A 22,494-nucleotide genomic window follows, 5' to 3' on the forward strand; every position below is an offset into this window, starting at 1 on the left:
GATATTTTTTATCCAAATTTTGATGATTTTCCTGTGAAATGTCGGAGATTAAATTAGTAAGACATGAAATTGCAAATATAGTTTCCTTCAAGTTATAACATAGCCAAGCTATAGCAATTCTATTTGAGTGATGAGCTGGCTCTTCAGATCCCGATTTTTAGAGAAGTCGGTTTTTTTTCTTCATAAATCATTTAGAGCCGCTTTATAGCCTTTTGCAGGCTTCGATGTCACAGAAAAAACAGCGATCGCGTTCTTTTGGTGCAGTGTTGATGGGAAATCTAGCGCAGGGGCTTTAAAAGACAAAAGTATGGTTAAGTTCTTAATTAACCATACTTTTGTAATAAGGCAACCTTATGTACTAATCATTTTTACATTAGTTGCCCAACTTTGGGGTATTCAATCATTTCAACCGGAGAATCTAAATATCTAGATCGTTGAGATTGAGACGAGGGCCATAGGTTTCGATAAATTCGCGGCGGGGTGCAACGCGATCGCCCATTAGAACGGTAAAAATGCGATCGGCTTCCGCCGCATCTTCAATTTCCACCCGTTTGAGAGTGCGAGTTTCCGGGTTCATGGTAGTATCCCACAACTGTTGCGGCATCATTTCACCCAAACCTTTGAATCGCTGGATGGTGTAGTTGGCATTAGCGGGAAACTCATGCTGAATCAGGTTTGCCATTTCGCGATCGCTGTAGCAATAATAATGATTGCGTCCGCGTTCTACCTTATAGAGTGGAGGACAAGCGATATAGATGTAACCCTGCTCGATTAGCGCCCGTTGATAGCGATAGAAGAACGTTAATAACAGCGTCCGAATGTGCGCCCCATCTACATCGGCGTCAGTCATAATCACGATGCAGTGATAGCGCAGCTGAGAAGCATCGAACTCCTCACCCTTAACACCCAATCCCAGTGCGGTGATTAGCGCCTGGATCTCCGTGTTTTTATAGATTTTGGCATCGTCGGTTTTCTCAATGTTGAGAATTTTACCGCGCAATGGGAGGATAGCTTGGTTGCGTCTGTCCCGTCCTTGTTTGGCACTTCCTCCGGCTGAGTCCCCTTCTACGATATAAATCTCAGATTCCGAGGGATCTCGCGTACTGCAATCGGCTAATTTACCCGGTAAAGGAGAAGATTCCAAAACCGATTTGCGGCGCACTAACTCTCGTGCGTGACGCGCTGCTTCGGCGGCTTTGAAAGCTTGAATTGCTTTTTCCAGAATCGCATCGCCAACGTTTGGGCGAAACTCTAAATACTCTGTGAGAACTTCGCCAACTAGGGAATCAACAATTCCCCGGACTTCGGTGTTACCGAGTTTGGTTTTAGTTTGTCCTTCAAATTCCGGATCGGGGACTTTGACGGAGATAACCCCCGTTAAACCCTCGCGGACATTCTCCCCACCGAGGTTCGGTTCATTTTCTTTGATTTTATTGCGCTTGCGAGCGATCGTATTCAGCGTCCGCGTCAGCACCGCCTTCAACCCTTCCAGGTGAGTACCGCCGTCAACTGTACGAATATTATTTGCAAACCCCAGCAGAGTATCTGTATAGGCATCGACGCACCACTGCAACGCCACCTCTACTTGTACATTGTTGCGTTCGCCGGATACATAGATAATTTCTTCGTGGAGAGCCTGTTTATCGCTATTCATATAGGCGATATACTCTTTAATACCTCCTTCATAACAGTAGGTTTCTACTCTTGGCTCTCCACCCTTAATTAATTCCAGGCGGTTGTCAGTAAACGTAATTTTGACACCTGCATTTAAGTAAGCCAGTTCCCGTAGACGACTCGCCAAGGTGGTGTAATCAAACTCAATGCCAGTCGTCACAAAAATCTGTAAATCTGGCTTGAAACTAATCGAGGTGCCTGTCCTCGCTTCTTTAATTGGCGTTGCCTTGAGTTCGGTGACAGGAATACCCCGCTCAAAGCGCATGATATGCTCCCGCTTCTCCCGCCAAACGGTTACTTCTACCCACTCAGACAAGGCATTGACTACGGAGATCCCGACACCGTGCAAACCACCAGAAACCTTGTAACCGCCGCCGCCAAACTTCCCTCCGGCGTGCAGCACCGTCATTACCGTTTCCAAAGCTGATTTGCCTGTAGTGGGATGAGTATCTGTGGGAATCCCTCGCCCATCGTCTGTCACCGTCACCGAACCATCGGCGTTTATGTCTATCTCCACATGGGTGCAATAGCCAGCCAGAGCCTCATCAATAGAGTTGTCCACCACCTCGTAAACTAGATGGTGGAGTCCCCTAGGGCCAGTCGAACCGATGTACATCCCCGGTCTTTTCCGGACTGGTTCAAGACCTTCTAGAACTTGAATCTGATCGGCACTGTAACTGCTCGTCATGAATAAGGATTCTCCAATAATGGCTTGGAAGCCCACCGGGACTTCAAAAATGTAAAAACACTCCAAAATTATAACACAAAAGGTTTCGGGGCGACCGTAGGGCAATTTCAAGAGATATTTGTTTAGGGGATGTACCCAGTGAAAGGTAACAAAGTAGGAAAGCACGGTGGCACAAGGGAACGGGAGGCGAGAGAAACAGACACAGGGAGCAGCGGAAAATTACCTGTTCGCTCAGCCCTCTTCACTCAGTCCTCAGTCCTCAGCCCTCAGTCCTTAGCTAACCCTCAGTCCTCTTCACTCAGTCCTCAACCCTCAGCGCTGATTGTTATTTGTGGTGCTACTGCGACGGGAAAATCAGGGCTGGCATTAGCATTGGCGCAGCGGCTGGGTTCTGTAATTCTTAGTGCTGATTCGCGTCAAGTGTACCGCGAATTTGATATCGGCACAGCTAAGCCAACAGATGCTGAGCGCAAGTTGGTACCGCACTACTTAATTGATATCTGCGATCCCACAGAAACTTTGACGGTGGCAGATTACCAGCAGCAGACGCAAGCTTTAATTGCTGCTTTGGGCAAGGAAACTCCGCCTCTTTTGGTGGGAGGGACGGGTTTATACATCCGTTCTATTGTGCAGGGGTTAAAAATTCCTAGAGTAGCGCCCCAAGAAGAATTGCGATCGCAACTGCAATCTCTCGGTCAAATCCAACTTTACGCTTTTCTACAACAAGTTGATCCCGTTGCCGCTCAGAAAATTCATCCTAACGATCCCGTGCGGACATTGCGAGCATTAGAAGTATTTTATGTGACGGGTCGCCCGATTTCAGAGCAGCAAGGAGAGAATCCACCCGATTATCCCATTCTCCAAATTGGCTTAGATTGCCCGGACTCTAGCTACCTTACTCACCGAATTGAACAGCGAACCGAACAGATGTTAGCCGCAGGGTGGGAAGCCGAGGTAAAAACCCTTTGTGAGAAATACGGTTGCAATCTGCCGCTGCTGGATACGCTAGGTTATAGGGAAATGAAGCAATATTTAGCTGGAGAGATTTCTCTATCGGACGCCAAAGAGTTAACCGTTTTGCACACTCGTCAATTTGCCAAGCGACAACGCACTTGGTTTCGTGCTTATCCCCAAATTGAGTGGTTTGAGGCAAATCAACCCGATTTATTGGAGCGCGTGTGGCAACGAGTGCTAGAGTTCATTGCTGCAAGTTGTCAGGATGTGCCTCCTCAAGCTAGATGCTAACTTCCTGTCCAATTTTATACTCTTGTAACTAAACTTAACTTCGTACATTTTCGAGTTGTATGGAAGTGATTTCTTTGCTTTCTTCTACAAGGAGTTGAAGGATTCGTGTATAGCAGATTACCCAGGAAATGCAATGATAAACTTTTCTGCTATATTAAACCGCCATCAACCTTTAGAGAGATTTTATAGAATTTATATATGAATAGGAAAACCATTTAATAGACTATGAAAACAGCAAAACCGCCTTTTTTAATTCCTACGGGTACAAATAACCCTTAGCAGTTGCGATCGCATTTCCGGCACTGCGGTAAAAGGCTGGAGACCTTTAGTTTGAGCGAGAATGTGTAGAATTTAGCGATTTTTATGTAGATTTTCCTGGAACTGTTAGTCAATTGGAGCGCCAGGGAACAATCTAGCTAGGGTTATCGGACGGAAAAGTTGATCGCTGAGACTTTCTCCTGCTTTTTCAGCATTGAGACATTTAGCGCGACAAGGCAGAACAAGCATTTTCAGATGATGGCTACCGAAATCCGGTCCAAGTAGGAATAAGTACTGATGAAAATTTTAGAGTCTAGTAAGGAAGCGGCGAGGCTAGAAGCTCTGCGCCGATATCGGATTCTTGATACAGAACCCGAAGAGGCATTCGACGATCTTGCCCATTTAGCGGCGCACGTTTGTGGAACCCCGATTGCGTTAATAAATTTTTTGGATAAAAACCGTCAGTGGTTTAAGTCAAAGGTGGGTTTAGAAGTATCAGAATTCCCCCGTGATATCGGGTTCTGCCCCCTACTTGAGCAACACGAAATTTTAATGATTCCTGATACATTGGCTGATAAGAAGTTTGCCACTAATCCGGTCGTCATTGCTTGCCCCAGCGTCCGATTTTATGCGGGCGCACCGCTGATAACGCCTGAGGGACAGATAATCGGGACGATCTGTGTTGTTGATTATGTACCGCGAAACCTCAGTCCAGAACAAGTAGAGGCACTTAAAGCTTTAAGCCGCCAGGTAATTAGCCAACTAGAGCTACGGCGCAATTTAGCTGAAAAGGAACGCAGCATCGCTGCACGCGAACGAGCCGAGGAGGCGCTACAGCGAGCTGCTACCGAGAACCGGCACCTGGCACGGGCGATTACTTCAGCTTCTGAGGGAGTGATTATTACCGATCCGAACCAGCCAGACAACCCGATCGTTTACGCAAACCCAGCTTTTTCGCGGATCTCTGGGTATAAGCCAGAAGAAATTATGGGTCGCAACTGCCGTTTTCTGAAAGGTTCTGGCACAGATCCGCAAGCGATCGCTCAAATTCGCCAAGCGATCGCCGAACAAAAAGAGATTCAAACGACGCTGCTGAACTATCGAAAAGATGGTCAGCCATTCTGGAATGAATTAAGAATTTCGCCAGTATTTTCAGATGAGGGGAACTTACTCTACTTCGTAGGCTTGCAAACGGACATCTCCGCTCGTAAGCGGGCAGAGGAAGAGCGCGATCGCTTATTCACCCTCTCGTTGGATATGCTGTGTATTGCTAGTTTGGATGGCTATTTTAAGCGCGTAAACCCAGCTTTTGAGAAAACACTTGGGCTTTCTCAAGAAGAACTTTGCTGTACGCTACTGTTTAACTTTGTTCATCCTGAAGACCAAGGAAAAACCCGTGACGAATTCCAGAAACTTGCCACGGGCGAACCAACCATCGACTTTGAGAACCGCTACATCTGTCAGGATGGTTCGTATAAATGGCTATCCTGGACAGCCTCTCCAGTCGTTGAAGAAGGCTTGATGTATGCGATCGCCCGCGACATTACCGAGCGCAAAGCTAACGAGGAGGCATGGCGTCAAAGCGAAGAGCGGTTTCGCAATTTAGTCGAAACCACTAGCGATTGGGTCTGGGAGGTGGATGAAAACGTTGTTTACACGTATGTCAGTCCGAAGCTCCGCGACATTTTGGGTTATGAACCAGAAGAAGTTCTGGGCAAAACTCCCTTCGATCTCATGCCTCCGGAAGAAGCTTTTCGAGTTGCTAATATTTTTGGGCAAATGGCTGCCCTTGCACAACCCATTACGTGTCTTGAGAATACGACTGTTCACAAAGACGGTCATCTGGTTGTCCTAGAAACTAGTGCAGTTCCAGTTTGGAATTGTGATGGAAAATTCCAAGGTTATCGCGGCATGGATCGGGACATCACCGAGCGAAAGGAGGCAGAACAAAAAATCCGCAGACAAGCTGCCTTGCTAGATGTAACAACAGATGCAATTCTTGTGCGAAATCTAAAAGACAAAATCGTACTTTGGAGTAAAGGAGCTGAGTTACTGTACGGTTGGAAGGCGGAGGAAGTTCTGGGGAAAAATGTCTCGGAGATTTTGTACAACGATCCTTCGCCTCAACTCCTAGAAGCGCACAAGACTGTTAACAACAAAGGTGAATGGCAAGGTGAATTGTATAAAGTCACCAAAGAAGGCAAACAAATTGTCGTTGCCAGTCGTTGGAGTTTGGTGCGCGATGATGAAAACAACCCCAAATCAATCCTCTCTGTAGACACTGATATTACAGAGAAAAAACAACTTGAAGCACAGTTCCGCCGCGCCCAACGGATGGAGAGTATCGGTACTCTGGCTGGCGGCATTGCCCACGATCTAAACAATGTACTGACGCCAATTCTTGCCGCCATTCAAATCTTACAAATGGTAATTCCCGATCCGCGCAGTCAGCGGCTTTTGGATTTACTAGAAACAAATACTAAACGCGGTGCTGAGCTAATTAAGCAAGTCTTGTCATTTGCTCGAGGAGTTGAAGGTGAGCGAATGACCCTTCAAGTAGGGCACTTAATTGGGGAAATTCAGAAAATTGCCAAAGAGACCTTTCCTAAATCAATCGAAATCTATACAGATGTACGAATGATGGAACTTTGGCCTGTCTCTGGAGATGCCACTCAAGTACATCAGGTGTTGATGAATCTCTGCGTTAATGCCCGCGATGCGATGCCAGATGGTGGAGTCTTGAGTATCTCTGCCGAAAATCTTATCATCGATGAAAACTATGCCCGGATGAATATTGAGGCCAAAATGGGGCCTTATATCGTTATTACTATCTCGGATACTGGAAGTGGTATTCCTCCAGAAAGTTTAGAAAGAATTTTTGAACCATTTTTCACAACAAAAGAACTCGGTAAAGGCACAGGGCTAGGTCTGTCCACTGTGTTGGCAATCATTAAAGGTCATGACGGTTTTATCAATGTCTATAGCGAAGTAGGAAGAGGAACCCAATTTAAAGTTTATTTTCCAGCAACTAACACAACTACAACAGATCCAGAAGCTACGGAGCGTTATGAACTGCCCAGAGGTCACGGAGAATGGATTCTTGTGGTTGATGATGAACCAGCCATTCGAGAAGTAACCAAAACATCCCTAGAAGCCTATGACTATCGGGTACTCACTGCCAACGATGGAATTGAAGCGATCGCACTCTATGCCCAGCATCGCGCGGAAATCAATGTCGTGTTAATTGATATGATGATGCCTACGATGGATGGTCCAACCACCATCCGCGCCCTACAAAAAATGAACCCGCAGGTCAAAGTTGTTGCTGTGAGCGGCTTGGTTTCCAACCATAAGCTCCCAGCGATCGCAGGTGGCGTAGTTAAAAGATTTTTGTCGAAGCCCTACACCGCAGAAGATTTGTTGAAATCTATTCACGAGCTTCTAAGTTAGCGCTGTGATTCCAGCAGTCGATGCAATACGCGCTACGAGGTCAAGTATGCACGATTGGCACTCCCTCCCCTTTCTAGCACTAACTTTTGCCCTGTTTATCATCTTCCTCAAGATTTTAACGAACCAAAGCTTTGTGCCTAATTTTTTCTTTAGATAAACTAAAAGTAAGCATACAAGGTGTTAGCGATGGATTACCAAAAGTTTGTTGAGCAACTGCCCAGCCTTTATGAAAATTGGGGACGCGAATCGGTTGTACCTAAATCAAAGCGGTTTCAGCAGGCACTTGACCAAGTTCAAGGAATGACTACTGCCAACGTAATGCAGTTGCTCAATTTTGCTGTGGAGTGCATGGAACCAGATGAAATATATTGCGAGATTGGCTGTTATCAAGGTTCTACTTTAATTGGCGCACTGCTCGATCATCCAGAACGAATGGCATACGCTGTAGATAACTTTTCTGAATTCGACCAATCCGGTGAGAATCTGGATAAATTAATTAATAATTTATCAAGTTTTGATATTCAAGATCGAGTTTATTTTTGCAATCAAGACTTTGAAGAATTTTTATTAGAGCTTCGAGAAATTAATCCAGATGACAAAATCGGGGTTTATTTATATGATGGTGCTCACGACTATCGGTCGCAATTATTAGGATTACTCCTAATCAAACCGTTTCTAGCAGAGAAGGCATTGATTATTATCGATGATAGCAATTGGGAAGCGGTGCGCCAAGCTAATTGGGATTTTATGGCTGCTAACCCAGAGTGCGAATTATTGCTGGAGTTGCTGACGCCAGGAGATGGCTATCACACTTTTTGGAATGGGATTCAGGTACTCAGTTGGGATGCAAATAAAAAATCTAACTACCCCTGGTCTGCTTTCAGCCAAGTGCGGCAAACATCAGTTGTTCAGGCTATCTATCAATTACAATTTATTGAACAAAAAGAAGAAGGATTAGATAAACTTTATCAAGAAGCATTATCTTTCCACCATCAACGGGATTTTGCAGCAGCAGAAAAAAAGTATCGCGAGTTTCTTTTGTGGCGAAATAACAAGACTGAAGCGTGGCTAAACTTAGGAATACTATATTATGAAACAGAAAAATATCAAAACTGCATCGAATCTATTCTAACTTTAATAAAAATAGATACCTCTTCAGCTCAAGCATATTATATTCTTGGTTTAGCTTTAGAGAAATTCAATCAAAATATTCAAGCAATTTCAGCTTATAAAGAAGCGCTCGCGCTTGAACCCAAACTAATTGAAGCTTACAACAATTTGGGCAATCTTCTCACTCAGGTAGGTGAAAGTAAGGAGGCGGAAGCAGTCTACCGTCAAGCGATCGCAGCTAACTCCAGCCACTTTGGTAGCTACCTCAATTTAGGAAACCTTCTGATGGAGCAGAACCTTCTAACTCAAGCGATTGAAGCCTATGAAACAGCTCTATCTCTCAACCCAAACGATACCACTATATTGAGTAACTTGCAAATCGCATTAACAGCTCAAGCTAATCCAGTTCAGCTTCTTTTAAACTTGGGAAATAAATTTTATAGCTTAGGGAAATATGAGGAGGCGATTAAGCAATATCAAAGTGTTTTGGAAGTTTCAGTAGCAGCTTCAGAAATTTATTTTAATTTGAGCGAATCTTTTAGGCATTTAAATCGGATAGAAAAAGCGATATCTACACTTCAAGAAGGCATTCGCTTTCACTCGAAAGCTGGGAAACTGCACTTTTACTTGATTAAATTATTGCAGCAGGACGGACGGATTAAAGAAGCAATATCAAGTGCAGAAAAGGCATCTCAAATCCTGCCTAATGAATACGTATTCAAACTTTTCAAAAATTTGATCTTACCATCTGTTTACGATACATCAAATGAAATTGACTTTTATTGTCAAAGATTTATACAAGGTCTACAAAAATTAATTCAAGAGACAGAAATTCAAACGCCAGAAGAAAAAACCAATGCTTTAATTGGTATAAGTTGTTTCACTAACTTTTACTTAGCTTATCAGGCTCACAATGTTGTAGGGTTGCAATGTCAGTATGGAAATTTAGTCCATCAAATTATGGCAGCAAACTATCCACAATGGGTGCAGCCTATATCCATGCCTCCGCTTAAGGAGAACAACAAAATTCGTGTTGGTTATGTTTCGGCTTATCTGCATTCTTACAGCGGAACCTTGTGGTTAACAGGCTGGTTGCGTTACTGTGAAAAGCAAAACTTTGAAATTTACTGTTATTACACAGGAAATGAACCAGACCATATAACACAACAATTTCGGGATTACAGTGATGTATTTCACCATATTCCTTATAATCTTGAAGCTGTATGTCAACAGATTTTGTCTGACAAACTACATATACTTGTATTTCCAGAAGTTGGGATGGATGCTCCAACGATACAAATAGCTGGATTGCGTCTTGCTCCTGTACAATGCGTAGCGTGGGGACATCCAGTTACAACTGGTTTACCAACTTTGAATTACTTTTTATCTAGTCAGTTGATGGAGCCGGAAGATGCACAAGAACATTATTCGGAGAAACTGATTCGTCTACAAAATATTGGTGTGGCTTATCCAAAGCCACAAGATATTCCTGTGTTGGCAAAAACCCGCTCAGATTTTCAGTTACGGGATGATTCAGTTATTTATTTGTGTTGCCAAGCACCTTTCAAATATTTGCCACAATATGATTTTATTTTTGCGGAAATAGCACAGCGTATTCCTGAAGCTCAATTTGTATTTCTTCGAGGTGATTTACTGCGGAAACGTCTCTCACGTGCTTTTGAATTAGTTGGTTTGCATAGCGAAGACCATTGTGTATTTCTTAAGGTTCCTAGTCGCCCAGATTATCTAACGCTCAATTTACTTTCAGATATTTTTCTGGATACGATAAGCTGGTCTGGTGGCAATACAGCGCTAGAAGCGATCGCTTGCAATTTACCCGTCGTCACCTGTCCTGGGAAATTTATGCGAGGTCTTCACTCTTATAGCTTCCTCAGAATGATCGGGGTGACAGACACAATTGCTCAGACTGAAGCAGAATATATTGATATTGCTGTAAAGTTAGGTTTAGACCCAGTTTGGCGGCGCGACGTTTCAGAAAGAATCAAGGCTCGCCATGACTATCTTTATGATGACAAAAGTTGTGTAGCAGCTCTTGAAGATTTTTATAAACAGGTTGTCCAAAAGGGACTTACGCAGACATAGAGTTACCGATGATTACCCAAGACAAACAACAACGAAACTGGCAACCGATCATTAAGCAATTTGAGGCAGTTATCGGGAAAAACGGCGTCGTGCAGCGTCGTGAGGAGTTAATAACCTACGAGTGCGATGGTTTAACTAGCTACCGACAAAAACCTGCCCTTGTTGTGCTGCCGCGCACCACAGAAGAAGTCGCAGCGGCAGTAAGGATATGCGACCAAAATCAAATTCCCTGGGTTGCACGCGGTGCTGGCACTGGACTTTCTGGTGGAGCCTTGCCTGTAGAAGATTGCGTGCTAATTGTTACTGCATTGATGCGAAAAATCTTGAGCATTGACTTAGAAAATCAGCGGGTTGTGGTGCAACCAGGAGTAATTAATAACTGGGTAACACAAGCCGTTAGCGGTGCCGGATTTTACTATGCGCCTGACCCTTCCAGCCAGATTGTCTGCTCGATTGGTGGTAACGTTGCAGAAAATTCTGGAGGCGTCCACTGTCTCAAATATGGTGTTACCACTAACCACGTTTTAGGTTTAAAACTAGTTCTCCCCGATGGCTCTATTGTAGACGTGGGAGGACAAATTCCCGAAATGCCTGGTTACGATTTAACAGGTTTATTTGTTGGTTCTGAAGGCACACTAGGTATCGCTACAGAAATTACTCTGAGAATCCTTAAAACGCCGGAATCAATTTGCGTTCTTTTAGCAGATTTTACCAGTGTCGAAGATGCTGGAGCCGCTGTATCAGATATTATCAGCGCTGGGATAATTCCAGGCGGTATGGAAATTATGGATAATATCAGCATCAACGCTGTCGAAGATGTTGTAGCCACAGGTTGTTATCCCAGAGATGCTGCCGCTATCTTATTAGTCGAAATAGATGGCTTAGAAGTGGAAGTGGCGGCAAATAAACAGCGTATTTCGGAAATTTGCACCACCAATGGAGCGCGTAGCATCACCACGGCAAACGAAGCGGAAAAGCGTCTAAAACTATGGAAAGGACGGAAAGCAGCCTTCGCAGCAGCAGGCAAACTCAGCCCTGATTATTATGTCCAAGATGGGGTAATTCCCCGGACTCAAATGCGATTTGTACTGCAAGAAATTGAAGCATTGAGCCAAAAATACGGCTATCGTATTGCTAACGTCTTTCATGCTGGAGACGGGAATCTTCACCCACTCATTCTTTATGATAATTCGATTCCTGGGGCATTGGAACAGGTGGAAGAATTAGGGGGAGAAATTCTTAAACTTTGCGTAGAAGTAGGCGGAAGCCTTTCTGGGGAACACGGGATTGGAGCAGATAAAAAATGCTATATGCCGCAAATGTTTACCGAAACGGATTTAGAAACAATGCAATGGGTACGCCAAGTATTTAATCCCAAGGGTTTGGCTAATCCAGGTAAAATATTTCCTACTCCCCGCACCTGTGGCGAAGCTGCACACGCTCAGTCTCAAAAGCACTTTGAGTCAGTTGATATATTTTAATTCATTAACCAAGAGCAAATGATTCGCTAAGAAATTTGGGGAAGTATGCGATCGCGCTACAATCTAGACACAGAAAAATGCTCTAATTTGCAATCTAGATGGGAGTCTTTACTACAACCGTTTCAGGTTGAGCAAAAGATTGCTCAGAAAGTGTTGCTTGACTTATTCAAGGCTTACTCCAGTGATGGTAGATATTATCATACTTTGGAGCATATAGAACAAGTTTTAGCAACGCTTAACGATTTGCGATCGCTATCCCAAAACTATGCAGCAATTGAATTTGCAGCTTGGTTTCACGATGCAGTTTATAACCCAAAAGCTAACGATAATGAGGAAAAAAGTGCAGAATATGCAGCGATGATTTTGAAAGGGTTAGACATTCCCTCATCAACTATAGAGGTTGTATATTCTTTAATTAGAAAAACCAAATACAATCAAAATATAGACGGTATTGATAGCAAAATTTTTCTAGATGCAGACCTTTCTATATTAGGAGCATCGGCTACTAAATACAGAATATATGCTCAAGCAATTAGAAAAGAGTATTTATGGGTCTCTTCCACAAAATACAGAACAGGTAGGAAACAAGTATTGCAGAGCTTTTTAAACCGAGAACGAATATATTTTACTGAAAAAATGTTTGTTGCTCTAGAACAACAAGCTAGGCAAAATATTAAAGAGGAAATGGAATTGTTATGAAAAACTGTAAGAGCGATCGCTTAATCCGGTGAAGTCCTTCTAGAGGCAACGATGCTTGTGCTATTCAGAAAAATAGATAGGTAAAGAAAAAACTAAAAATAGATTTCAGGCAAAATGCGAATTTGCTTTATTGGTGACTCCTTTGTAAACGGAACTGGCGATCCAGAGTGTCTTGGTTGGACGGGAAGAATTTGTGCAGCAGCACGAAAGCAAGGTTATGACATTACTTATTACAATCTTGGGGTACGGCGGGAAACCAGCGCGGATATTAGATCCCGTTGGCTAGGTGAGGTTGCTTGTCGCTTGCCTAAAGAATATGATGGCAGGATTGTTTTCTCGTTTGGTGTCAATGACACCACCCTGGAAAATGGGAAGACTCGTGTGGAGTTAGCGGATTCCCTAGAAAATTGCTGTGCAATTCTTGAAGTTGCAAGGCAAACATTTCCAGTCTTGATGGTGGGAGCGCCACCCGTTGCAGAGATTGAGCAAAATTTTAGGATCGCTGGTTTGTCTGAGCAGTTAGCTCGTTTATGTAGCGATCGCAATGTGCCTTATTTAGATGTTTTTACTCCTTTACAGGCGTCATCGGTGTGGATCGGTGAGGCAACAGCGAATGACGGCGCTCACCCTGGTGCTGCCGGTTATGCGGAATTTGCTCACTTAGTGCAAAGTTGGTCTGCGTGGTTATCGTGGTTAAAATAGCTCAACTCACATCTTGCGCCAAGCTCTCCGAATGGAAAGGCGATCTCATTCTAGCTAGGAAAGCGCGAACCAACTGAAAATAAAGGGTTTTGTAACCTGCTCCCAGCAGGTTTTGTTTGTGTAACTGTGTTTCAACAGCCTAGAGCAAGATGTAACTTTACGGCGAAAAGTTCAATATCCCTTAGAAAACCCAGAAATAGAGATAACTGAGCCAATAAATCAAGTTCACTGCAATGAGTAGTCCTTTGCCGATGTAGGAGTGAACCATCCCGAAGACGTAAACGGTCGCTACCAGCACCAGCAACCGCTCAACAAAAGAAACAATCGTGCCGTATTTGTTAGTATCCCAATAAGAGATAGGACTGATAAAACGATAGTCGCTGAAGGGCAAAAAATGCCTGTGCGCGTCGTCGCTGTGGACGGGTAAATCTCCGAGGGAATGTAGCACCATGCTCAAAAAGATAATTTCAATAGGTTTCCACCCGTAGTAGCGAGCGATCGCGACCCCAATTAAAGCCAATGGAATTGAATGAAACAGGTGGATAATATTTTGCCAAAAGGGTTGGTAATAAGCGGTTGACCAGATTTGGCGTTCTGGTAGGCGTTGAATATATCTCGCCACAAGGTAGAAAACAAAAATTGGAATATCGGGTAATATAGCGCCGAACACGATTAGGAGATTGAAGTGCGATTGTTGCGGTTTAGCGAGAATGCCGAGATTGAGAATGGCATGGCTGGGCGTATTCACGATTATTGTTGGAATTGGTTTGATTGGTTTTGTCTTTGGTATCCTCCAGGCTGGCTGATTTTATTCAACCGCCACTGGCAACACTATCACGCCGATCCCGATGGTTGGAATTGGCTGGAGTATGGATTGTTTCTCATTCCTGGGGGATTTTATTTGGCGTTGCTGATTCGTTGGATACGTCTCGGCTTTCGTTCACCCCGCCGGGGAGAAGGGGAGTTCGACCCAAATTATCAGCAGGCTTTCCGAGATGAAGTGCTGGCTCCGATTGTGAAATATTATTTCCAAGGAGAGCTACAACAACTCGAAAATTTGCCTCAAACTGGGCCATTGATTGTATCAATGAACCATGCGGGAATGTGTTTTCCTTGGGATATTTTGGGATTAGCAACGCTCTTAAGCCAGACACGGGAATGGGTTGTGCAACCGCTGGCGGGTGTTTCGTTGTTTGAACATCCCTGGGTGATTTGGTGGCTACCTCCAGGATGGTCGCAAGTTCTAGGTGGCGTTAGGGCAGAAGCTGATGAATTTGAAGCGGCGGTGGCTCAAAAAACCATCTTACTATACGCTCCGGAGGGCATACGCGGGCCGGGAAAAGGGTGGAAAAGGCGTTATCAGTTAGACACTTTTCATCCAAGTTTTATCCAGTTAAGCGATCGCTATCGCATTCCGATTCTGCCCGTTGCTTGCATCGGCAATGAATCTTTGCATCCTTGGGCAATCAATCTCAAAAAATTTGCAAGAGCCATCTACTTGCCTTTTTTGCCTGTCTCTTTTTTGATGTTTTTCTTCATTCTCTTCCCATCAATGGGTGTTTGGGCGATGCGAAGTCGGCTGCGTTATTTTATTCAGCCTCTCTATCAAACTTGGTCAACCGAAGTTGTTGAAGACGAGCAACTTCCAGAACCAAAAACTTCTACTCGGCAAGACCGAAACGCTGCTTACCGACACGCACAACTATTACAAGAAAAGCTGCAAAGTCAAATTAACCAACTTCTGAGGAAGAAGTAATCTAGGTTTGATTTGCATTCAATCAGTTTTTATAAGAAGTTAGTTAACATTCAACTTCTTGGCTTGTAAAATAATTGGAGATAAGACCGCTTTATCTTGTTCCGCAGGCACGGCTTTCCGCCATGCAGTAATACCGCCTGATAAGACTGCCATCTTCAACCCCGTTCCCTCTAACATCCAGTAGGCTTTAGTTGAACGGGTTCCTTTGGTGCAATATAGCACTACCGTTGGTTCGGGTTGATTGGGTTGAACACTCTTTTTCACCAATGCCTTAATACGCTCAATCCCTATACCCGTTTCAATCTGAGTCAGAGGTACCAGTAGAGTTTGGGCAATATGATCTTCAGCGTACTCCTCTGGCGATCGCACATCAATAAGAAACACTGGCTTTAGTTTTCCCTGCTGCAACTGCACTACTGTCACTTTGTTTGCATATTTGCCAGTTGCGATCGCTTGGATGTCGATGTCTGCGAACGCGATCGCCGCACCTATTGCACCAACACTAACAGCGACAACCCCTAAAATTACAGGTAAAGGACGTAAACGACTGGTTATTTTAGTCAGTATTTTCATAAAATTTTCCGATGAATCGCACCTCAACCTCACTACCATAGCAACCGTAATACCGAGATGTCATTAGGCACAATTAGAAATAAAAATCCTGAAGCATAATTTTTTTTATTATATATTTTCTATTTTTCTAGCTTGGCTCATAAACTTTTTTCGTTTAAAAAACGGGTAGAGTATTTGTCCAAAATACCCAGAAGGTACAGGATCGGATATCCCATACTTCTCCGGCATTTTACCCGCAGGCATATAGAGGGTGCCAAAGACTAAATCTAAAATTGGAAGCTGTGCCGCAAAATTTTTATCATATAACTTTCGATCGGCCGTGTGATGCCAGTGATGAAATTCTGGAGTAGCAATTATCCACCGAAGCCATCCATATCTAATTTTGATATTGGCATGTATAAAGAAGGCTTCAAAAGCACCAAAAAGAAAAAATACAGTAAATGTTTCTTTAGTGAAGCCTAATATGTATAGCGGAACTATCTGAAAAATTTTTGTAAATATTTGGTCAATGGGATGCAGACGAACCGTTGCCAACCAGTCCATATGTTCTACGCTATGGTGAATCGCATGGAATTTCCACAACCAAGGAATCTTGTGAGTAAGTTTATGAGCAATGTAATATCCAGTATCGGCGATTAAAATTGCTTCTATGAACTGCAACCATACAGGCTGAGAGGCAACTTTTATTTGTAATTCTGAGTTAATTAAGCTTTTGAGGAGATATCCGATTAATATTCCACTAATTGCGATTTCTGCGGTTCTACCAACAAAGTAACCAATAAAATAATGAATGGCATCTGTTACCCATCCTTTACGAAATATTTTCTGTTTATGTAAAAAAAATATTTTTTCTATGGGGACTAATATAAACAGCAGTATAAAAAAGCCTTTAACAACATCAGGAAGCATAATTTTTAGGCATTATTTATCAATTATGGTAGGCATTGCCCACCATATACCTTTTTAGGAGTTAGGGAGCCTGGGTAGTTTCTTCTGATTGCATCGCTCCACAAGTATCCGAAGTAGTAAACATATCAGAAAAGACAAAGATACCGAGAGTGAACAAGGCTCCAAGAGCCAGCGTACCAAAAACTCCCATTAAGACGAAGAGTGGCCTTATTTCGTTACTAAGATGATTTCGCGATAACTTCTCTTTAGAAGCCGCATTCGTTGCTGTATTTTCAGTTGTTTCTTCAGCTTTAATGGGTAGATTTAATTGTGAGGATATGTTGGCTGACTTTTGTTCTTCTTCATCCTTAAGCTGCATGATTACCTCCGGTGAATCACTTGATTTGGAAGATTGCCGTTTCAGGCGATCGCTATAATTTTTAGATGTGCTACTAGCGTAACGGATGAGTATTAGAACCGCAAGTGACAACACCCTTTTGGTAAGTTGGCTCGGCAGGGAATTGGCTAGTAGGAGTATCTGTCTCGCATAATATTGTTAACGATTCCTTATTATTTTTAGCCGCCTTTTTGCCTACCTTAGATACAGGTACTATGAAGACAGCCCCAACATAGCTCTTCAGCGGTTTTGAGGCAGTTTTCTGAGCGATCGCGTAGTTGAAGACTGCCGTTTTTGTGGCTCGAACGGAATATTCGTAATTTTTTGTTTTAGATTGAACACCTAACCCTAGTTTCGGAATTGAAGCCACAAAAGCACCATTTTCTAGATAGTAGGCTTGCTGTGCTCTATTCATTGAGCCGATATATTGTTTCCCTTCTGATTGACCAGCTTTGCCTCCACAGCTCACAGCGCTAGGAAGTGCTATAGCTACCAAAATACCAACAATGCTAATGACAACGACAACCAAAAGCGCAATCAAGACATTACCTTGGTTCTCATTTCTATTTGACAAATATTGTAACCACTTAGCTCTAAAATAGATATTCATATTCCATCTTTTTAAGTAAACAAACCCCGGATATTTTTTTGTGTTTTGCGTAGGTGCAAAGTCCAAAATGCTTGAATAAGTATTCACTGGCAAGATGAGAAATTCCTGAAAAGTTTAGATTTTAGCCGGCTTAGATACCAATCCATAATCTAACCTTTCTTCCGAGTTAGCCTTAAGACTAATAACGGGAGATTTTTGTGGTGTTAGAACCGCAAGCGACTTCGCCATTTTGATAAGCTGGCTCTACAGGCTTGATTGCACCGGGAGCATTCGCTTGACACAGAATCCTTACTGTAGTTAAGTCTCGGGAATGATTGTCCGGTACGATGAATACAGCCCCAACATAGCTCTTCAGGGGTTTTGAAGCAGTTTCTTGAGCGATCGCGTAGTTAAATACCGCTGTTTTTGTTGCACGAATAGAATATTCATAATCTTTTGTTTTACTTGGAATACTTAGACCGAGTTTCGGCAGAGAAGCAACAAAAGTATTATTTTCTAAATAGTAAGCTTCTTGTCCTCTGTTTATAGAGACGATATAGATTTCTCCTTGCGATCTCTTGTTATTGGCAGTATTGGCACAATTCAAAAAAATAGGCAAAGCCATAACTGCCAAAACACCAAAAATTATTATAAGAATCAGAATTCCAATGTAGAAGGCTATACCTTCATTTTTATGTTTTTTAAATAAAAAGTGTAACCACTTAGCTCGGAAATAGATGCTCATCATCTTCACTTTTGTCAAGTAAATAAACCCAATATACTTTTTTGTGTTTTGCATACACGCAAAGCACAAAAAGCTTTAATAAGTATTCACTGGGAAAATGAGAAATTCCTGAAAAGGTTAGATTTGGGATTGCTTAAGTGTCAATTCCCAATCTAACCTTTCTTCCGAGTTAGCCTGAAGGCGAATAACGGTAGATTTCTGTGGTGTTGGAGCCGCAAGCAACTGCGCCATTTTGATAAGCTGGCTCTACAGGTTTGATTGCGCCAGGGGAATCCGCTTGGCACAAAATTGTTACTGTTGTCTCACGGTTAGCAACTTTAGATTTGGCCTCAGTAGCTGGTATTACAAACACAGCCCCAACGTAACTGTTACTTCCTTTACTTTGGGATATCCCATAACTAAAGGCAGCCGAAGAAGTGGCACGGGTTGAATATTCATAGTCGTCTCCCTGCTTTTGAAGGCGGATTCCTAACTTATTAAAGTCATTAGCAAAGGACTTTTTTTCAGAAAAATGGGCTTCTTGAGCTAAGTTAATTGACTCAATATTTTCTTCCACTGCTGATTGCTTAACTGGGCCACATTTCAACATAGGGGGAAACCCGAGTGCGAAAGCAATGGGATTACCTACCAATACCAAACTCCCTATCGTTATTACACCCGTTGCGAAAAAGAGTATGTTTCTTCGCTGTTTGAGGGAATCTTGCCAATTGTAAAGAGACGATGAATCTGTTTGTGTAGACGCCGCAAATTTACGGATTGGTTCGTTTTTCAAAAGATGATGTTTGGTTTCGGCTGTAGTCTTTCCCAAGGTTCGTTCCTTTTTATTTTTCTTGTATTCTTGCGCCCTTCTAAACCAATTGTTTGGTCTGAAACTGTTTTAACTCACTGGGTGCGATCGCGCCATACTCGGTAATCACTGCTGAAATTAATTCAGCGGGAGTGACATCAAATGCTGGATTGTAAAACTCTACGCCAGCAGGAGTAAGAAGCGTATCGCCAACTTGGTAGATTTCCGAAGCGTGGCGCTCTTCAATCGGAATTTTGTTGCCAGAAGACAACTCAAAATCAATCGTAGAGAGGGGTGCGGCAACGAAGAAAGGAACATTGTGAGCCTTTGCAACCAGTGCCAGACTGTAAGTGCCAATTTTATTAGCAGTGTCACCATTCGCGGCAATCCTGTCAGCACCGACAACGACTGCATCAATTAAACCCTGTTTCATACAGTGAGCTGCCATACTATCGGTAATTACCGTAACTGGAATGCCTTCTTGGACGCATTCCCAAGAAGTCAGCTTTGCACCTTGCAAGCGGGGACGAGTTTCATCGGCATAGACTCGCTCCAGACGCCCATCTCGCCACGCAGAACGAACAACGCCCAAGGCAGTTCCATAGCCAGCAGTTGCCAAGGCTCCAGCGTTGCAGTGAGTCAAAATAACCAGTTTATGAGGCTTGGAGGGTAAAGCTTTTAAACCGTGATCGCCGATTGCCTGACAAGTTTGCAAGTCTTCTGCATTAATCGCCTTAGCAGTTGTCAGTAAAATAGATTTGATTTCTTCTACCGTTCCGAGCGACTCATAGGCAGTTCGCAACATCCGCGCGATCGCCCAAAATAAATTAACCGCAGTTGGACGAGTTTGCCGTAACATCTCGGCAATTTGCTCCAACTTGCTCAAAAATTCCTCACGCTTGTCTGACTGAATCTCCCTTGCCCCTAGGTACATCCCGTAGGCAGCCGCAACACCAATCGCCGGTGCCCCCCGGACAATCATCGTTTTAATCGCCTGCGCCATATCTTCGCAGCAGCTGATTTCGACAAACGTGTACTCGGTAGGCAGGCGGTTTTGGTCGATGAGCAAAACGCGGTCTTGATTCCAAATAACCGGAAAAACTTGAGTTTTGGTAGACATATTGGCGGTGAGTTGCTAGTTATCAATATGATAGTTTCTAACAACTTAGCCGATATTTACCCGACTAACTGCTTTTTTACCTCGTGCTTTCTCCCGAAAACACTTAGGGTAATTTTGCCTTAACGCAAAAGAACGCCGAAAGCGCAACTGATATCTTTGCGTAACTCTGCGTTAGCGAAGCCGCAGGACAGCGCTTACCTGTGCGTACCTTTGCGTTAAAAAAACCTACCTTTAACCCATCACTGCTGACAGCTGAGGACTAAAACATTTCCTCACTCGCTCGGCAATTTGAGCTGGTGTCAGACCCAGTTCCGCCATCGACTGTTCTGGCGTAGCATGATCCACTAATACATCAGGCACGCCAATCCGCGTTATCGGCACCATCAGATTATTATCCAGCAAGCTTTCTGCCACAGCCGAACCAAAGCCGCCGATGATGCAGCCTTCTTCTAGCGTCACCACCCGACCAATCTGCTGAGCCAAAGGCAAAATTAAATCAGTATCCAGCGGCTTCGCAAAACGAGCATTCACAACAGTCGCCTCAATCCCATGCTCACTCAAAATCTCCGCTGCCTGCATGGCGGGATAGACCATCGAGCCATAACCCAGGATCAAAACATCATCGCCTTGGCGCAAAATTTCGGCTTTGCCGATGGGCAGTTCTTCCCAGCCTTCTTCCATCAGGGGCACCCCGTAGCCATTGCCGCGAGGATAGCGCATGGCAATCGGGCCATCGGTGTAGTTAACACCCGTCACGATCATCTGCTGCAATTCAGCTTCATCTTTGGGTGCCATCAACACCATATTCGGGAGACAGCGCAGATAGGCGATATCGTACATCCCTTGGTGCGTGGGACCGTCAGCACCGACAATTCCGGCGCGGTCAAGACAGAAGAAGACGGGTAATTTTTGAATGCAGACATCGTGAACGATTTGGTCGTAGCCACGTTGCAAAAAAGTAGAGTAAATCGCGACAACGGGTCGCATTTCTTCACAAGCTAAACCGGCGGCTAAAGTAACCGCATGTTGTTCGGCAATGCCGACATCAATGTATTGCTTAGGCAGTTTGCTGGCGAGTTTGTCTAAACCCGTGCCCGTCGCCATTGCTGCTGTGATGCCGATAATTTTGGGATTATTCTCAGCGAGTTTGACCAGCGTGTGGGAAAACACCTTGGCATAAGAAGGAGGTTTGGGTTTGCTGGAAGGAACCGCTTTCCCAGTTGCGAGGTTAAAGGGGGATTGTGCGTGGTAGCCGACTTGGTCTTTCTCCGCTATTTCGTAGCCTTTCCCTTTCACTGTTGCGACGTGAACCAAGACTGGCCCCTGCATCTTGTGCGCTTGCTTGAAGGTGGCAATCAGTTCCTCTAAATTATGACCATCCACCGGCCCCATATAAGTAAAGCCGAGTTCTTCAAATACCGCCCCTACCTTCGGAACTGCCAGACGCTTCATCCCTTCTTTCACCCGTTCCAGTTCTGGGGTTAGGGATTCACCGACAAAGGGAATATGCTTAAATTGCTCCTCTAGATTATCTGTAATAAACTGCATCGGCGGACTAAGACGCATTTTGTTCAGATAGCGAGGAATCGCACCGACGTTGGGCGAAATTGACATTTCGTTATCGTTCAGCACCACCAGCAGGTTAGTTTTGGGCAAGTGTCCGGCATGGTTAATCGCTTCCAACGCCATACCGCCTGTGAGCGCCCCATCGCCAATTACCGCCACGACTTTGAAGTTATCGCCTTTGAGGTCTCGCGCCATCGCCATGCCCAAAGCAGATGAAATACTGGTGGAAGCATGACCAGCACCAAAGTGATCGAATTTACTTTCACACCGCTTGAGATAACCGGCGATGCCATCTTTTTGGCGCAGCGTGTGGAAGCGGTTATACCGCCCGGTGAGCAGCTTGTGCGGATAGGCTTGGTGCCCGACATCCCAGGTTACTTTATCGCGGTCTAAGTCTAGCGTTTGATACAAAGCGATTGTCAGTTCTACGACCCCCAATCCCGGTCCCAAATGACCGCCGCTGGTGGCTACAGTTTGGAGATGCTTTTCCCGAATTTGACGGGCAATTTGCTGAAGTTGACGAATTGATAGACCGTGCAACTGGTTGGGATGAGTAATTTCACTCAAATGCATTCCAGATTTCCCTATAAGCTTAAGGATCGGATTTTAGTTATCTCTTTAAACTGTAATGGATTTGGGGGAACGAACCGAATGATTACGGTA

The 22,494-nt window shown here is 44.0% G+C and carries 17 protein-coding genes; 7 read left to right on the forward strand and 10 right to left on the reverse strand.

Features of this window, described 5'->3' with window-relative positions; translation table 11 throughout:
- Positions 1–418: 418 nt before the first annotated feature.
- Entirely contained in the window at positions 419–2,362 is a 1,944-nt protein-coding gene (gyrB, locus tag NDA03_RS18315; RefSeq protein WP_190440731.1) for a DNA topoisomerase (ATP-hydrolyzing) subunit B, read from the reverse strand.
- A 318-nt stretch (positions 2,363–2,680) separates the two neighbouring features.
- Between gyrB and miaA the strand changes: the two genes are divergently transcribed.
- From miaA to NDA03_RS18345, 6 genes are all read left to right on the forward strand, one after another.
- Entirely contained in the window at positions 2,681–3,607 is a 927-nt protein-coding gene (miaA, locus tag NDA03_RS18320; protein WP_190429379.1) for a tRNA (adenosine(37)-N6)-dimethylallyltransferase MiaA, read from the forward strand.
- 555 nt (positions 3,608–4,162) lie between these two features.
- Complete coding sequence (locus NDA03_RS18325) at positions 4,163–7,315, forward strand: PAS domain S-box protein (RefSeq protein WP_348238784.1); 3,153 nt, start codon at positions 4,163–4,165, stop codon at positions 7,313–7,315.
- 186 nt (positions 7,316–7,501) lie between these two features.
- Positions 7,502–10,528, forward strand: coding sequence for a tetratricopeptide repeat protein (locus NDA03_RS18330; RefSeq protein ID WP_348238785.1), 3,027 nt, complete (start codon positions 7,502–7,504; stop codon positions 10,526–10,528).
- Between the two features lie 8 nt (positions 10,529–10,536).
- Positions 10,537–12,009 carry a glycolate oxidase subunit GlcD gene (glcD, locus tag NDA03_RS18335; RefSeq protein ID WP_190411117.1) on the forward strand — a complete coding sequence of 491 codons (1,473 nt, stop codon included), beginning with the start codon at positions 10,537–10,539 and terminating at the stop codon, positions 12,007–12,009.
- A gap of 45 nt (positions 12,010–12,054) precedes the next feature.
- Positions 12,055–12,708, forward strand: coding sequence for a hypothetical protein (locus NDA03_RS18340; protein WP_348238786.1), 654 nt, complete (start codon positions 12,055–12,057; stop codon positions 12,706–12,708).
- 114 nt (positions 12,709–12,822) lie between these two features.
- Positions 12,823–13,410 (forward strand): GDSL-type esterase/lipase family protein, encoded by a 588-nt coding sequence (locus NDA03_RS18345; RefSeq protein ID WP_348238787.1) that lies wholly within the window; start codon positions 12,823–12,825, stop codon positions 13,408–13,410.
- Between the two features lie 181 nt (positions 13,411–13,591).
- Here NDA03_RS18345 and NDA03_RS18350 read toward each other — a convergent pair whose 3' ends face one another.
- Positions 13,592–14,158, reverse strand: coding sequence for a hypothetical protein (locus NDA03_RS18350; RefSeq protein WP_190430894.1), 567 nt, complete (start codon positions 14,156–14,158; stop codon positions 13,592–13,594).
- Here NDA03_RS18350 and NDA03_RS18355 point away from each other — a divergent pair.
- A complete protein-coding gene (locus NDA03_RS18355; RefSeq protein ID WP_348238788.1) occupies positions 14,141–15,166 on the forward strand; it encodes a 1-acyl-sn-glycerol-3-phosphate acyltransferase in 1,026 nt (341 codons plus the stop codon). The genes NDA03_RS18350 and NDA03_RS18355 overlap by 18 nt on opposite strands.
- A gap of 39 nt (positions 15,167–15,205) precedes the next feature.
- Here the strand turns inward: NDA03_RS18355 and NDA03_RS18360 are convergent, their stop codons facing one another.
- The 8 genes from NDA03_RS18360 to dxs form a co-directional block, all read right to left on the reverse strand.
- Positions 15,206–15,739, reverse strand: a complete 534-nt coding sequence (locus tag NDA03_RS18360; protein ID WP_348238789.1) for a rhodanese-like domain-containing protein — start codon at positions 15,737–15,739, stop codon at positions 15,206–15,208.
- A 108-nt stretch (positions 15,740–15,847) separates the two neighbouring features.
- Complete coding sequence (locus NDA03_RS18365; protein ID WP_348238790.1) at positions 15,848–16,648, reverse strand: sterol desaturase family protein; 801 nt, start codon at positions 16,646–16,648, stop codon at positions 15,848–15,850.
- Between the two features lie 61 nt (positions 16,649–16,709).
- On the reverse strand, positions 16,710–17,006 hold the full coding sequence (locus NDA03_RS18370) for a hypothetical protein (RefSeq protein WP_348238791.1): 297 nt from the start codon (positions 17,004–17,006) through the stop codon (positions 16,710–16,712).
- 73 nt (positions 17,007–17,079) lie between these two features.
- The gene (locus NDA03_RS18375) at positions 17,080–17,721 is read right to left on the reverse strand and encodes a type IV pilin-like G/H family protein (protein WP_348238806.1); all 642 of its coding nucleotides are present in this window, start codon (positions 17,719–17,721) and stop codon (positions 17,080–17,082) included.
- A gap of 91 nt (positions 17,722–17,812) precedes the next feature.
- Positions 17,813–18,412 carry a type IV pilin-like G/H family protein gene (locus tag NDA03_RS18380; protein ID WP_190430203.1) on the reverse strand — a complete coding sequence of 200 codons (600 nt, stop codon included), beginning with the start codon at positions 18,410–18,412 and terminating at the stop codon, positions 17,813–17,815.
- Positions 18,413–18,527: 115 nt separating this feature from the next.
- Positions 18,528–19,166, reverse strand: coding sequence for a type IV pilin-like G/H family protein (locus NDA03_RS18385; RefSeq protein WP_348238792.1), 639 nt, complete (start codon positions 19,164–19,166; stop codon positions 18,528–18,530).
- A 40-nt stretch (positions 19,167–19,206) separates the two neighbouring features.
- The gene (mtnA, locus tag NDA03_RS18390; RefSeq protein ID WP_348238793.1) at positions 19,207–20,265 is read right to left on the reverse strand and encodes an S-methyl-5-thioribose-1-phosphate isomerase; all 1,059 of its coding nucleotides are present in this window, start codon (positions 20,263–20,265) and stop codon (positions 19,207–19,209) included.
- A gap of 231 nt (positions 20,266–20,496) precedes the next feature.
- The gene (dxs, locus tag NDA03_RS18395; RefSeq protein WP_190440698.1) at positions 20,497–22,404 is read right to left on the reverse strand and encodes a 1-deoxy-D-xylulose-5-phosphate synthase; all 1,908 of its coding nucleotides are present in this window, start codon (positions 22,402–22,404) and stop codon (positions 20,497–20,499) included.
- Between the last annotated feature and the right edge of the window lie 90 nt (positions 22,405–22,494).

It is taken from the genome of Trichocoleus sp. Lan (genome assembly GCF_039961855.1).
Lineage (GTDB): Bacteria > Cyanobacteriota > Cyanobacteriia > Cyanobacteriales > FACHB-T130 > FACHB-T130.